Source organism: Candidatus Vampirococcus lugosii (assembly GCF_018420025.1).
Lineage (GTDB): Bacteria > Patescibacteriota > Gracilibacteria > Absconditabacterales > Absconditicoccaceae > Vampirococcus > Vampirococcus lugosii.
In genome coordinates, this window is the sequence record NZ_JAEDAM010000019.1 from 1 (window position 1) to 15,583 (window position 15,583).

General features: G+C 20.7%; 14 protein-coding genes, 1 tRNA gene and 1 pseudogene. 11 read left to right on the forward strand and 5 right to left on the reverse strand.

The features are described 5' to 3' along the window. Positions 1 to 313 precede the first annotated feature (313 nt). Complete coding sequence (locus VAMP_RS02175) at positions 314 to 1,576, forward strand: tetratricopeptide repeat protein (protein WP_213348760.1); 1,263 nt, start codon at positions 314 to 316, stop codon at positions 1,574 to 1,576. Positions 1,577 to 1,909: 333 nt separating this feature from the next. Here the strand turns inward: VAMP_RS02175 and VAMP_RS06660 are convergent, their stop codons facing one another. From VAMP_RS06660 to VAMP_RS02185, 3 genes and pseudogenes are all read right to left on the reverse strand, one after another. After that, positions 1,910 to 2,035 carry a hypothetical protein gene (locus VAMP_RS06660; RefSeq protein ID WP_275052387.1) on the reverse strand — a complete coding sequence of 42 codons (126 nt, stop codon included), beginning with the start codon at positions 2,033 to 2,035 and terminating at the stop codon, positions 1,910 to 1,912. 665 nt (positions 2,036 to 2,700) lie between these two features. Further along, positions 2,701 to 2,850, reverse strand: a pseudogene (gene rd / locus VAMP_RS02180) (rubredoxin); the annotation flags it as partial. Positions 2,851 to 3,655: 805 nt separating this feature from the next. Further along, complete coding sequence (locus tag VAMP_RS02185; protein ID WP_213348763.1) at positions 3,656 to 4,039, reverse strand: hypothetical protein; 384 nt, start codon at positions 4,037 to 4,039, stop codon at positions 3,656 to 3,658. A gap of 240 nt (positions 4,040 to 4,279) precedes the next feature. Between VAMP_RS02185 and VAMP_RS02190 the strand changes: the two genes are divergently transcribed. Genes VAMP_RS02190 through VAMP_RS02200 form a run of 3 tightly spaced genes read left to right on the forward strand, consistent with a single transcriptional unit; the run spans position 4,280 to position 8,063 of the window. After that, complete coding sequence (locus VAMP_RS02190) at positions 4,280 to 6,628, forward strand: type IV secretory system conjugative DNA transfer family protein (protein WP_213348765.1); 2,349 nt, start codon at positions 4,280 to 4,282, stop codon at positions 6,626 to 6,628. A 24-nt stretch (positions 6,629 to 6,652) separates the two neighbouring features. Next, a complete protein-coding gene (locus VAMP_RS02195; RefSeq protein WP_213348767.1) occupies positions 6,653 to 7,318 on the forward strand; it encodes an RNA polymerase sigma factor in 666 nt (221 codons plus the stop codon). A gap of 28 nt (positions 7,319 to 7,346) precedes the next feature. After that, positions 7,347 to 8,063 (forward strand): hypothetical protein, encoded by a 717-nt coding sequence (locus VAMP_RS02200; protein WP_213348769.1) that lies wholly within the window; start codon positions 7,347 to 7,349, stop codon positions 8,061 to 8,063. Between the two features lie 27 nt (positions 8,064 to 8,090). Here the strand turns inward: VAMP_RS02200 and VAMP_RS02205 are convergent, their stop codons facing one another. After that, positions 8,091 to 10,847: a type II toxin-antitoxin system HicA family toxin gene (locus tag VAMP_RS02205; RefSeq protein ID WP_213348771.1), complete on the reverse strand. Its 2,757-nt coding sequence runs from the start codon at positions 10,845 to 10,847 to the stop codon at positions 8,091 to 8,093. 241 nt (positions 10,848 to 11,088) lie between these two features. On the opposite strand from VAMP_RS02205, the gene VAMP_RS02210 reads away from it, so the two are divergent. After that, positions 11,089 to 11,346, forward strand: coding sequence for a hypothetical protein (locus VAMP_RS02210; protein ID WP_213348773.1), 258 nt, complete (start codon positions 11,089 to 11,091; stop codon positions 11,344 to 11,346). Positions 11,347 to 11,859: 513 nt separating this feature from the next. On the opposite strand, the gene VAMP_RS02215 is transcribed toward VAMP_RS02210, so the two are convergent. Then, a tRNA-Ser gene (locus tag VAMP_RS02215) sits at positions 11,860 to 11,947 on the reverse strand. Between the two features lie 186 nt (positions 11,948 to 12,133). Between VAMP_RS02215 and VAMP_RS02220 the strand changes: the two genes are divergently transcribed. From VAMP_RS02220 to VAMP_RS02245, 6 genes are all read left to right on the forward strand, one after another. After that, positions 12,134 to 12,463: a hypothetical protein gene (locus VAMP_RS02220; protein ID WP_213348775.1), complete on the forward strand. Its 330-nt coding sequence runs from the start codon at positions 12,134 to 12,136 to the stop codon at positions 12,461 to 12,463. A gap of 34 nt (positions 12,464 to 12,497) precedes the next feature. Next, on the forward strand, positions 12,498 to 12,965 hold the full coding sequence (gene greA, locus VAMP_RS02225; protein ID WP_213348777.1) for a transcription elongation factor GreA: 468 nt from the start codon (positions 12,498 to 12,500) through the stop codon (positions 12,963 to 12,965). 103 nt (positions 12,966 to 13,068) lie between these two features. Continuing rightward, positions 13,069 to 13,536, forward strand: a complete 468-nt coding sequence (locus VAMP_RS02230; RefSeq protein WP_213348779.1) for a dihydrofolate reductase — start codon at positions 13,069 to 13,071, stop codon at positions 13,534 to 13,536. Between the two features lie 147 nt (positions 13,537 to 13,683). Further along, positions 13,684 to 14,001: a hypothetical protein gene (locus VAMP_RS02235; protein WP_213348781.1), complete on the forward strand. Its 318-nt coding sequence runs from the start codon at positions 13,684 to 13,686 to the stop codon at positions 13,999 to 14,001. Between the two features lie 3 nt (positions 14,002 to 14,004). After that, the gene (locus VAMP_RS02240; RefSeq protein ID WP_213348783.1) at positions 14,005 to 14,490 is read left to right on the forward strand and encodes a hypothetical protein; all 486 of its coding nucleotides are present in this window, start codon (positions 14,005 to 14,007) and stop codon (positions 14,488 to 14,490) included. 195 nt (positions 14,491 to 14,685) lie between these two features. Next, positions 14,686 to 15,583, forward strand: an 898-nt coding sequence (locus tag VAMP_RS02245) for a hypothetical protein (protein WP_213348785.1), incomplete at its 3' end; no start/stop codon positions are given.

Genomic DNA, 15,583 nt, shown 5'->3' on the forward strand with positions numbered 1-15,583 from the left:
TCAACAAGATAATGAGTGACATAAGTTTTTCAATTATATTTGCGAGTACTTTTTTTAATAAACATATTATAATTATTACCACTTAAAATAATAAAAGATAAAAAATAATATATTTCATTATAATAAAAAAAATCATAATTTCAAGAGAAAATACAATAATACTCGCCACTACAAAATAAAATATTTTCTGTTTACAAAGATGAGATTAAACAAAAATAAAATATTTTAAAATTTAAAATAAATTTCTATTGATTTTTAAAAATTAATATGTAATGTATATATACATTTATATTTTAAAAATAAAAACAAAATAATGGATTATAAAAAAAATACACAATATGATAACAAAACATTAGATAATGATGATATAGTTAGTTTGAATAATAAATGATTAGCATTATATGATTCATGAAAATATGAAGAAGCTATTGAATATTATGATAAAGTATTGGAAATAGATCCAAATTATACTACTACTTTGAGTAATAAATGAAGTCTATTGCAATATTTATGAAGGTATGAGGAAGCTATTGAATCTTATGATAAACTTTTAAAGTTAGAATCTAATAGTACTAATATTTTAAACAATAAATGATTAGCATTGCATAATTTATGAAGATATGAAGAAGCTATTGAATCTTATGATAAAGCATTAGAAATAACCTCAAATTATGCTATTACTTTAAATAATAAATGACTAGCATTAATCTTTATATGAAGATATGAAGAAGCTATTGAATGTTATGACAAAGTATTAGAAAAAAATCCTAATGATACTAAAGTAATAGTTGATAAAGCATTAGCATTATATAGATTATGAAGATATGAAGAATCTATTAAATTTCTTGATATAGCATTGGAAATAACTCCTAATGATCAGTCTATATTGGATAAAAAATGAATTGTACTACAAACAATTTTAAATTCTAAAAAAGATAAAGATAGTGCAGAAATTTTTTTGGAAAATATATGTAAAGAACTAAATGTTATAGATGAATGATACAAAACCAATAATATAAGTGATATAAAAAGTTCTTATTTTTGAATATTAAGAAAAATTGTTGATAGTAAAATTTATGATTCTTATATATTACAAAAATTTTCTTTATCTTATACTTTAGCATATATATTATCAAATGAAAGTGATGAAGCAATTGATATATGGTTACAGCAAAGTGATTATGAATTGCTTAATCAATGAATGGAGTATATAAAAAAATGACCACTTTCATTATCTGTAAATGATACATTATTGTATAATGAAATATGTTGATATTTGTATTGTTCCAATTTAATTACAAATCCATTACAAGAAAAACAATCTAGTTTGGAAAACTATATGAGAGTAAATTGTAATTATTTTATTGAAAATGAAGATGATGATAATCTTATTAGGGTTTTGTGAATGTGGAAATATTTATTAAATAAAATATATAATTCTAATCCTCCAAAAAACACATTATATGATGATTATTTAAAAATAATAGTAGATAAAAAATCAAAGAAAAAAGAAATGTTTTTTATGAAAGAAATATGTAATTTTTTATTACCTGATAAATGGGAATTACCTAATTAAAAAGGAACTAATACTATAAGTGAGTAGAATTATTTGAAATGTGAAGATATTATTTTCAGAAGCTTAGATGTGCAATTACTTGAAAAGTATCACAAAATATGTATAAAAAATACTGAAATTAGTTTTCAGTGTTTTTTAATCAATAAAAAATAATAATAATCAGAAGATTAGAATAATTTTTTATTGACTTTTATTTAAAAATAATTAGTTATATATTAACTATAAATTATTTTATATTTTTGTATTTTATTTTTTTAAGTGCTAATAATCATAATATTTTTATTTCCTTTTAAATCTTTTATTTAATCAAGGATTTGGTCTACAAAATTGAGATTAACGACAAATTGATTGAAAAGCTCTAACTGATGTACATTTATTTTCTTCAGAAATAATATGTAATGAATACGATAAAAAAGATAACAACAATATTAATGTAATTATAATAGATAATTTTTGCATTATTCAAATTTTTCATAATAAATATTTTCATATCACATTTTAATTAATTTTTCTTTTGATTCTATTACTAATCAAGGATTTCAACATATGTAAAATTCTATTTCTTTATCATATTTGAAATTTTCAACATTAATTCTTCAATAATTATATATATTTATATTTTCTTTTGATAAATAAATATTGATTTCCAAATTTTCTATTTTTTTCAATTCATCTAAATAAAATAAATCATTTTGATTAGCTACTCAAAAGTGCAAATATTTTTTACAGTTTTTAATATTTGGATTATTGATCATAGAATATATAGGTGCCAAACCCGTTCAAGTTGCCAAAAAAACTTTTGATTTATTATTAATTTTTAATTTAAATTCACCAAAAATTCAAGCAATTTTTAAATTATCTCATTTATTTAATTTTGGAAATAATTTACTAGCTCTACCATTTGCTTTAAGTTTTATAAAAAAAGTAAAATTTAATCAGCTTTTATCTGCTATACTATACTGTCTTATAAATTCTCAATCAAAATCTTCAAGCACAAATTTAATAAATTGTCAATCAAAATATTCCAAATTAGAATTTGATTTTATAACTAATTTAATTACATCTTTAGTAAGATAATGAATTTCTGCTATTTCAACTTTTTTATAATTTTGTTTTTCTTCATAATAAGGGATAAAATCTTTTTTGCTAACTCAACATAAAGGACAAACCCAATCATTTGGAATGTCTTCAAATTTAGTTCAAGGAAGTAAACCTCAATCTGGATCTCCTTTATTTTCATCATAAATATATCAACAAACTATACATATATATTTAGTAGTTTTTCAAGCTTTAATATTTTTGTATACAGAATTTTTTTTGAAAAAAACAATAGTTCTAAAAATAATAACACTTGAAAACAAAATCATATAAAATAAATCAATCCTACTAGCAAAAGCTATATGAATCATACTCAATAAAAATAATGGATACACCATATAATGAATTCATTTCCAAATAGAACCTAGAATTTTTTGAGAAAAATTATTTGAACTTATTCATAAAATTAACATTATAAATCAAGCAATAAGTCAAGTTAATGCATCCATTCTATTTTTAATATTTTTGAATATATACTCCAATAAACTTGAATCTCAAAAATGATAATATCTTTCAAGTTCAATATAATTTAACAAATGAATCATAAAAAATAAAAATGATAATATTCCAAATATTTTTCTAATAAATATTAATTTACTATAATATTTATCACTAACAAAATAAGATAATGGATTAATCAATAGTGCCATAGACAAATAAAAAAAAGCTATTTTACCTGAAATTCTTAATATACTATTATCATAAGATTGCATAGTATTTGCAAAAAAATATCATAATATTATTCAAGGAATTAATAAAATTATTAAACTTATAGAAAATATAGAAAAATTTTTTAAAGATTTTTTTTCTTTAAAGAAAAGCAAGAAAAAAACAGAAAAAATTATATACACTAATATTGTATACCAAAAAAATTGATTTAAATAAAAAATATTTTCCAAATCTAATTTCAAAAAAGAAATAATTAAAGGTAATTGAAAAATTGACTGTATTAATAATAATATATATTTTTTCATAAATTTATTACAAATTAGATACAAATTCTTGGAAAGCTTCTGTAGTTAAACTAGCTCATCACAAAGTATCACTTATTTGAACTTCAGATGGAATTAATCAAACTACTTCATCATTAACTTCCTGAGCAAATGCTTCTTGTGATGGATTTTTAGGATCTACATTTATTGATGTAATTATTCATTTATTGTCCAAACTAATTTTTCAATCCAAAAAAGCTACTGAATTATCTGGCAAATTATATTCAATTGAAAAATCTATAACTTCATCATTTTTATCACTAGTTTGATTATTATTAGTTTGTTCATTCTCTTCTTCAGAATTTCATCAAATACAACCTGATAAAACAAAAATTGATACAAAAGGAAGTAAAAATAGAGTTTTATTATTCATAATTATAATACAATTAATTTAATAAAATGAAATAGTATAATAATTTTTTAAATAATAAAATCAAGTAAAAATACTTTTATATTTGAATTTTTTATTAAAATAATTATTATATACTTTAATTTAAAGTTTAGTTTAATTTAATATTTTTTTACAAAAAATACAAATATGTTAATTTTTTTTATTATATTATCTATATTGTTTTTATTTTTTTTCTTTTTGATAAAATATTTAATTTTTCATATGAAGAAAAAAAATATACTAAAAAAAGCAGATGATATTAGATTTATTCAAGTAAAAATTTCTAGTAATAATTCTGAATGAACTGATCAAACTTCTTCTATGAAACAAAATATTGAAATAATGAATCAATTGTACAAAAATTTGTGATCAGTTTATTCTGGAGATTATATGAGTACTAAGTTTGGTCAAAATTTCATAGTATTAGAAATGATTGTAGAAAAAGAAATGATAAATTATATAATGTGAATTCCTCAAGATTATGTTGAATCATTTGAAAAATTAATTTCATCATTTTATCCTTGATCTGTAGTAGATAAAATTTCACAAAATAAAATATTAAATGCATGAAATTGTGTTTCTGCTTGAGATATAGTTCTTTCCAAGTCTGATACTTTACCGATCAAAATTTATGATGATTTTGAAGCTGATCCTATAGATAGTATTTTATCTTCATTTTCAAAAACTAATTGGGATGAAAAATTAATTTTACAATTTGTAATAAGTCCATTATCCGATTGAGAACAATCTAATTTTTCAAAAGCAGTAGAAGCTTGTAAGACAAGTAAAAAAAAGTCAATTTTTTGATTAATTAAAAAAATATTTGATTTTAATTCTGATGAATGAGAATCAAAGTGAGAAGAAAAAAGTAAATATACATCTTCACAAACACAAGATATAGATAAAAAATGAGAATGAGAATTTTTTAATGTAAAGATTAGAACATTAGCAATAAGTCCTGATCAAAATAGAGCAGATAAATTTTTGAGAGATATTCAAAGATCTTTAAGTCAATATAATTATGCATGATTAAATAAATTATCTGTAAAAAAACCAAAAAATTTAGATGATTTTTTATATAATTTTATTTATAAATCTCCTATTAGTTTACAAACTAATATAAGAAATATTCTCAAAACAGAAAAAGGTCATATATTTAGTATCAAAGAACTTTCTTCTCTTTATCATTTTCCTCATTCCAAATTTAATAAAAATCCAAGAATTAGATGGCAAAATTTTAAAATAGTTCCAGCACCTGATACTATTCCTTCTGATTGATTATATATATGAAATAATTTATATTCTTGAGTTAATAAGAAAATTAGAGTAAAACCGGAAGATAGATTTAGACATTTTTATTGTATTGGTCAAACTGGTACTGGTAAATCAACAATGCTTACTGTACAAGCAAAAGATGATTTAATTAATTGAAGATGATTTTGTATGATAGATCCTCATGGGGATTTATGTGAAAGTCTTTTATGATATTTTCCCAAAGAAAGAATTAATGATCTTATTTATTTTGATGCAGCAGATTTTCAAAATCCTATATGATTAAATGCTTTTGAAGCAGAAAATGAAGAACAAAAAGATGTAGTTGTAAGTGATTTGGTAGATATGTTTGTTAATCTTTATTGACATGAAATTTTTGGTCCTAGAATTCAAGATTATTTTAGAAATGGTGCATTAACACTTATGGATCAACCTGATTGATGAACTATGGTAGAGATTGTAAGACTTTTTGCAGATGAAGCTTTCCAAAAAACTAAACTTAAAAATGTAAAAAATCCAGTAGTAAGAAATTGGTGGGAAAAAACTTATGCAGCTATGTGAGATAGAGAAAAGGCTGAAGCTATTCCTTTTTTTCAAGCTAAATTTGGACAATTTACTACTACTCCTATTTTGAGAAATATAATATGACAAACTGAATCATCTTTCAAAATGTCTCAAGTTATGCAAGAAAATAAAGTTTTGTTAGTAAATTTAAGTAAATGAAAATTGTGAGAAATAAATTCTGAACTTATCGGTAGAATTATTACTACACAAGTAAAAGTTGCAGCATTACAAAGAGCATCTATGCCTGAAAATGAAAGAATTCCTTTTTATTTGTATATAGATGAATTTCAAAATTATGTAAGTCAATCTATAGAAAGTATATTATCTGAAGCAAGAAAATATAAATTATGACTTACTGTAGCTCATCAATATATTGATCAACTTAGATCTCATTGATTATGATGAGATTTGGATTTGTCAAAAGCTATTTTTGGTAATGTTTGAAGTATTATGGCATACAAAGTATGACCTGAAGATGCAGAATTTTTGGAAAGAGTTTTTGCACCAGAATTTAGCAAATCTGATTTGGTAAATATGGATAAATACAAATGAGTTATGAGATTATCTGTAGATAGTCAGCCTACTAAACCTTTTAGTATTGCAACTTTAAATCCATTTACTCCTTTTATAAATTCTCCTGAAAAAATTAAAGTAATAAAAGAAATTTCTTCTCTTAAATGGGGAAGAAAAAAAGAATTAGTAGAAAAAGAAATTTATTATAAAGTATGAGTTTAATTTATTTTTAAAATTTTTTGATTAATGAATTCAACTATTAATTTATCTGAATTATTCTTGGGAACTTGTTTACATTTTTTTGTAAATAATTTTTTTGATGAACAAAATGAAAATGAATTATTAAGTGATAATGAAATTTTACAAAAAATAATTGATTGAAATAAAAATATTTTTTCTTTATTGTTGGATAGATATTCTGATAAAATATATAGATATATTTTTTACCATTTTAATTTTGATAAAAAAATTTCTCAAGATCTTACTCAAGAAGTTTTTCTTCATGTTTGGAACAAATTAAATAAATTTGATAATGAACAAAAATTTGAACCATGGCTTTATAGATTGGCACATAATTGCTGTATTGATTGGATTAGGAAAAATAAAAACAATTTAAGTGAAAGTTCTTTGGATAATATTTCGTATGATATATGAGAAGCATTTGATGAGAATGATCTTGAAAATAATTATAAACAAAAATTAATTTATCAAATACTTGAAAAATTGGATCATAAATCTAAACATATAATTATATTATCATATTTTGAACAAAAATCTTATGATGAAATTGCATATATTATTTGAATATCAAAATGAGCTGTATGAACTAGTCTTACTAGAGCAAGAAATAAATTGAAAGATATCATAAACTCGGATGATGTTTTGAAAGATGCACTTAATTTTGATTTATAAAATTTATTTTACTATAAAATATTTTAGTATGAAAAAAAAGCTTGATTTATCAAAACTACTTTCAAAAGATAATTATCAAGAAATAAAATTATCAAAAGATATAAAAGATAATATATTGAAGCAAACTATTTACAAAAAACATAGTTTTTTGAGTAAGTTTAAATTTTATGCATTACCAAGTTTTGCTATATTATTAATATTTGTTTTTTGATTTTATTTTTATGAAATAAATAAAAATAGTTTTGTAAATCAAGAAAATCAAAAAAACATAAATATTTGACTTAATAATATTGAAAATCAAGAAGTTTGAAATTTTGAAGAAAATGAAGAAATTCAAGAAAATAGTATACAAAATTTTGCAAAAAATAGAAGTCTAGATCAAATTTCTGAAGATGTAGAAATGTTTGATACTGATTCAAGTAATGATATTGAACAAAATATAGGTACATATTCTATGGAAGAATCTAATACTTGATTTGGTAGAGCTTGATTTGGAGCTAAAACAGTAGATGTTGCAAGTAGTTGAGTTTATGAAAAAGATGATTTTTATAATAAATTAAAAAAATATTTTGTAGAAAATTATATTAAATTTATAATTTTATCTATATTAATAATTATTAATATTTTGATTTTATTTTATACATACAAATATTTTTCATTAAACAAAAAAATGAAAATATTGTTAATTATTTCATTTTTTGTAGATATTTTATTGTTTTATTATGTAATATTTATTTTAATATAGGATTTTGAAATTAAACTAAAATTTATTTTAAGAATTAAGTATTGAATCGGCTCTTTTGAAAACACTAAATAAAGTTCATATACAAATATCTTTTTTTCACATAGGAACTGGTAATGTAGCATTATTTTCTTTATGTTTCATAATTCTGTGAGAAGTAGAGTTTTGTCTATCTTCTTCAAAACCAAATTTTTTCAATATTAAAACCATATCATTTGAGGATAAATCTTTTCTGAAATATTTCAAAATATTATCATAATCTACTGTATTATCTTGTAATTCATTAGAATTTTTTTCTATTATTTCATCTATTGAAAAATATTTATTAATTCCAAACAAGAAATTAAATAAATTATGAGATATATTTGATAAATTTTTATTAAGTAAATCTTGATTAATATTTTGTGAACAGAATAAATCTAGTAAAAAATTAATTTTTTCTTCATCAATAGATTTTATAAAAAAATCAATATTATACAAAGATAAAAAATTTTTAATTATTAAATTATGATTTATAATATTTGATAAAAAATTTATATTTTTTATATTGACAAAAAAGATATCTAATTTTTCCAAATTTAGATTATTCATAATATTTTCAAAATAATACCAAATTCATCAATTTGAATTATTTTCAGAATCTATATATTTCAATAATCATCTATTTTCCAAAAATGATAATATTTGAAAAAAGTTATAATATCAATTATTAATATTATCCAAGTTTTCAATTATAGAATGAGTATCAATTTCATAATTTTGTAATATATTATAAATATTTGATATAATAGAATTATTAGTATTATGATTATCAATTGAATATAAAAAATCACTTAAACAATTACAATCATCAAAATCATAATTCAATATAAATTCTTCAAAAATGTATTTATTACTAAAATATTTATTTATAAGTAAATTCATATTAATATCATCTATATTTGAACGAAAAGCTAACTTATAAAGAACTGAAAATAAAATACTGTAATCGTTTTCATTATTTTCAAAAAAGCTTTTCCAAGTATTAATTTTTATTGAATTTTTTCAAAATTTATTTTGTATATATAAATAATCAGAAAGTTTATCTTTTTGGTATTTAAATATTTTGCTTCTATTTTGATATTCATTTTCTATATTGTAAGAATTTATAATTTTATCAAAATAATTATTAAATTTATTAATATTATTTATAGTTTTGAATATATCGTTTTTATTATTTTCATAATAATCTTTAATTTCATATACATATTTATCAACAGTTTTTTTATAAGTTGGATCAAAAAATTCTTCAAAATTTTGTAATTTAGATATATTTCATTTAATTTTCACTATAGCTTGTACAAAATTTATAACTTCAGTTTTATTTTGTAGTTCAAATATTTTTTCAACTAAATTTATGTTATATGATAATAAATTTTTGATAAAACATAAATCAGCATCCAATAATTTAACTATATTATTAAATCATAATCTATTATTAATATTTTTATGTATAAAATCTAAATCCAAAAAATACATAAAATCTAATATATAACTTCAATATGAATTAAAAAAATCTTGATTTTGAATCAAAAAATCATAATCAAATTTTTCAAATAAATATTTTTTATCTTCATTTGAAAGTGAATTAAGAAATTGTAAATTTAATAAAACTTCATCTTTTTTTACAAGTTCTAAAATATCATCTTTATTTAATATATTTCATTTATTATACATTTTATAAAATGATTTAATTTGCATATTTGATATATTTAAATCATTCAAATTTCATATTGAAAATATAATTTCCAAAAATTTTTTATCAAAATTATTTTCATAAAAGAAAATAAAATTAGATTCTATATAATCTTTATCATCAAAAAAGGATAATAAATTATTATAATATTTATTTTTATTAAATAAATCTTTTATATAAAAAGAAAATCTATCAAAAAATTCTTGAGATATATAAAAATCTCTAATTCTTTTCTTTTCATAATTTAAAACGGCAGTAGTAGGACAGTTTTTGTTCCAAGAAATTAAAAAATCACATATATCATTATAAATTATTTTTGGTAAAGATAATTTTTTATTAAAAAGATTGTAAAGCTGATCTATTAAAATATTGTTTTTAGTAAAATCTATATTTGAAATAGCAAAATAATCTATTATATATAATATATCAATATATTCATATATTCATATTTTATCATTATTTATAAGACATATATCTTTTAGTTCATCTGAAAAATTAGAATAATTTCTTAAAAAATTTGGTTTTTTAAATTTGAAAATAAATTTATCATCATTATGTACATTTCTGTATGAAAATGCTAATGTTCTATTCAAAGAAGTTAACCAATAACAAAAAGACAAAACAATATCAAATATTTCAGAATTTCATTTGTATCTTATAATATCTTCTTCATAATCAATATCAACTCCAATATTTTCCAAAAGATTTAAAAAATCTTTATATTTATTAACAAAAAATTCATAATATTTATCATCAGATTTTAATATATTAAACATATCATTACATACTTCTATCAAATCATCTACTCATCATACATTAACCATTTTAGTCATATATCAAAAATTTCTTATAGAATCAAAAAAAATTCAAATATTATTTAAATTTTTTGATTTTAAAAAAGAAAAAAATTCTTTAATATTTTCATTTTCAATAATATTTTCAACATCATCTCAAACAGCAAGAAACATTTCATGTGCTATTTTTTTTAAATTATCGTTATTATTCTTTATATTATTGATATTATTTACAGGAATACTATTTTCTAAGCCCATATTTATTAAATATTAAATATTTAAATTAAAATATAATATATAATTACTAATAATAAAAAGTCAATATAATGTTTTTTGATTTTTGTATGATTATATTTTTTAATATTTTATTTAAATTGTTTTTAATTGAAACGATATATTATAAAAAAAATAAAAAATCTCTTGAAGATAAGGAAAAATTAATTATATAGATATTACTTTAATTATCAAAAATTTATTTATTAAAATTAATTATTACACAATGGCGGATAAAGTTTTTTTTGGGAATGTGAAAGAGATGACAAATAATTATTGAACTATGTATAGTATATGAATAACAAAAGAAGATCTAGACAAACTTGTGTTTAATGAAAAATGATGGGCAAATATAAGTTTAAAAAAATCTAGTAAATGAAATTGGTATATGGAAATATATAATCCTCAAGATAATAATAATACACAAAAAACATCGCAAACTGAAGTAGTAAATGAAGAAGAGGATGAAGATTTACCTTTCTAAAGAGTAGAGTGGGTAATTATAAGAGTGGATTTAAATAAGATAAAAGTAATTAAGTTTATAAAAAAAGTATTTTGACTTGACAAATTATTAAAAATGTTTATAAAGTAAATCCCTTGTAAGCTTCATATTTGGAGGCAGTCATGTTAAGTATTAGTCTAAATTCGGTTAATGCCAGAAACAAGGATTTTACTACATTTGTTTATGAGTATCCTTTGGATATTTCTATAGCAAGTATAGAGAAATTCTTGAAATTAAGGACATTTAGGAAAGTAGAAACTTGCTTTCTTTCAAATGAAGGCAAGCCTTTCTTTTCGGGTGAAAGGATTTTACTTGGCAATGATACAAGTGCAAGGATACTAACAGCTATAACGGGAATTTATCCAAAATTAAGGGAGATTCCTATCGTGAAATCTAATCACTAGAATTTCTCATTTTTTCTTTTCTTCCTATGAATTTCATAGGAAGTTTTTTTATAAAAAAAATATATTAATATTTAATTAATATATTGTCAAACGGTGAGGATGGGATTCGAACCCATGGTACAAATAAATTGTACACATGTACTCCAAACATGCGCTTTCGACCACTCAGCCACCTCACCATCAACTTAATGTATAATAAAAATTTTACAAAATACAAGAAATAATTTAATAAAATCACAATTTAAAAAATGATTGTATAAATATGTAGAAATAAAAATTAAATAAATTTGTTGATTTTTGAAAAAAATTAAGTATATTATAAGAACTATAATAAATTTATCATATAAATATTAAAAAAACAAATTATGGATAACATAAATAAAGCTATAAACTATAATTATAAATTTGATTGAATAACTGAAGTTCTTAAAAATGATATAATTGATCTTGTAAATAAAAATATTAATGGTAAAGTTAATTGATATTTGAAAAAAATATTAGAAAAAAAAGACTCAAAAGTACATATTGATATGGATATTAAAAAAAATAAACAAGAAAAATATGAATCATCATTTAGATTTGATTTAGATTGAAAAATTATTGTTTACAAGAATTCTGTTCCATTCAAAAATATTAATGATCTAATAAATCATGCATTTGATCATCTAAAAAGAGAAATATCAGATTCAAAATAATTTTTTTTTATCAATATAATTTAAATATTTAAATATGTCAAAAAAAGTAAAATATCTAACTCAAGTAGGTTATAATAAGTTACTAAATGAACTTGATGAGTTACAAAAGGAAAAACTTCCTGAAGTTTTGCAGAGATTAAAAGAAGCAATAGAACAATGAGATATTTCTGAAAATTCTGAATACGATGATGCTATGTCTGAAAAAGATTTAGTAGAGGTTAGGATTAATGAAATTAAATGAATGCTTGAAAATGTAGAAATAGTTAAAGAATGAGCTACATGATGAATTATTAAATATTGATCAATAGTGCATCTTAAAGATGAAAATTGAAATGAATATAAATTTACTATGGTTTGAACTTGAGAAGTGGATATATTGGATTGATCTATAAGTTTTGATTGTCCAGTATGAACTGCTATTGCAGGTAAAGTAAAATGAGATAAAGTAAGTGTTAGATCGCCTAGGAAAAGATATGAAATGGAAATTATGGATGTTAAGTAAAATATAAATATTTTTTATGTTAATATTTAAGTGTAGTTTAAAACTACACTGATTTTTGTTATTTAATAATGTTGTATTTAATATATTTTTAATAAAAAATATTATGATTTCAATAGTTGTTGCAATGTCATTAAATAGAGTTATTGGAAATAATAATTCTTTGCCTTGGAATGTACCAGAAGATTTGAAGAATTTTAAGAAAATTACTTCAGGTAAAACTGTTATAATGTGATATAAAACATATCAATCTATATGATTTCCATTAAAAAATAGAAAAAATATTATATTATCAAAAGAAAATATTAAAATTGAATGATGTTATATTTTTTTTAGTATGCAAGAGATTATTGATTATATAAATCAATCTGATGATAGTGAAATTATGGTTATATGATGAGAAAGTGTTTATACTCAATTTATAGAAAGAAATTTAATAGATAAAATTTATTTAAGTCTTATTCCTCAAGTTGTTGATTGAGATAAATATTTTCCTATGTTTGAAGATAAATTTAAATTAGTTTCTGAAGATACTAGGCAATGATATATATTTAGAGAATATTTAAGAAAATAATTTTTTTACTTAAATCAATATGAGTTTTTAAAAAGTTAAATATTTATTTGCAAAATAAAAAAAGATATATATTATATAGTGTATATCTTTTTTGTTTATATTTAAAAAAATATATTAAATAATATTTATAAATTATAATTAATAATAATGGACTATAGTACTAAAAAAGAAAAAATTATTGAAATTTTGAAAACTTATGAAAATAAGGAATTTTGTGATTTTTTTATGAAAGATTCTGATAAAATGTCGCCTGAAGATATAAATGATATATATGTATGTCTTACGGTAGATGATGAAAATGCTATTAATGAAATAGTAAAAAAAAGAAATGAAAGATTTAGTGAATTGATATCAAGATTGGATTTGTTGGATACAAAAGTTAGGAGGAAAATATTGAATCATAAAGAACAAAAAGAAAACAAAAAAGATATGAAAGATATTGAAAATTTATTTGATAATATATAAATAATGTGATTAGAAAATAAAGATGTACAATTAGATGATAGAGATTCCATAAAAGAATGATTAGATATGGAAGAATATCAATTATCTGAAAATACGAAGTTTATGCAAGAATTATATAAAAGTGCTGTTGATAAATTATGAAAAATGGAAGATAAGTTTTGAGAATTAGTAGAAAATGATGAATATAACGATTATGATTGAGATGTTGATGTTATAAATCCTAGAACAGAGTTTGAACAGCTTGCAAGTGAATTTATGCAAGAACTTCAAGAAATTCAAGAAATTAGATCTGAAATGGGAATAGCTGGTCGTATTAATTCGGAGATAAGTAATGTTTTGTATAGATTAAATCCTATGAATGCATTGTGAGAAAAAATTGATCATGCTATTAGTGGTTGAGAAAAAGGTTCAGATAATTATATGGCATTTAATAAAGTAGTTCAACAAATGTTGGATGCTCAGGAGAGAGAATTACAAAACTTAGAATAATTAATGAAAATAATTTTTATTTTTTATGATTATGTGTTTTATTAAAAATATTTGTGTATAAGTTGCTTATATTAAAAAATAAATTTATGAAAAAAAACAATTTTTGTATTGACAAATATAATTAATTTATATATAATATATTTGGAATTAATAATTTAAGAATTAATTATATTTATATAATGAAAAATAATAAATATGAAAACAAAAATAAAAAAAATATTTGGAGTGCTTTTTGTTGTTTTATTGCTTTTGATTTGATGAATTACTAAAGCAGATAAACATTTTGTTAGTTGTGATTTGGAGTTCAAAATAGGAGATAATATAATATATGAAAATAATAATTCGCAGAAAGTTTTTAGATTTAATACTAAAGGTTCTTTGTTATTTTATACTGATCCAGCAAATATTTATTTTGGTTTGGATAATTATACTGGGCTATGATATAATTCATTGTATGTAAATAGAAAATCTTGACAAGATGGGATTAGAGATGTTTCGCCTGAAATACATAGATCATCTTTGCCAAATAATTGACTTGAATTTGTAAATACAAGTGGTGATAAGACAATATTATGGTGAGATGATGGTGCTTTAAATTCTAATAGATTTATTGCTTATGATGGATTTCAAGCTGGTTGCTCTGATTCTGGTTGGAAAAATGAATTAACTAATAATTGGAATAGATATGATTATACAAATGATCCTGGGACTTTTTATCCACAACCACTATGTTGAAATGAAAATGGTAAAGTTTATGCTTGGAATGAAACAAGTTGGGATACACAAGATTTTTGTACAGAAGGAACAGTAAATCCATCAAATCCAATTTTCCCTGATGAAGGAGAGACTAGGGCATGGACTTGTACCGCTCCTTCTCATAGTCCAGTAACTTGTAGTGCAAGGAGAGAGACTGAATCACCTAATGATTGTACAGGTCCAGATTGAGCTATTATTGCTCATGGTGATAGTAGAACTTATTATAAAAATACTGTAGTAGATGGTGAAGAAGATGATAATGCTTGTGTATTTGGTGAGTCCACCTTTCCTTGTATTATAGATGGAACAGGTGCAACTGGGGAAAATAATGTTTGTG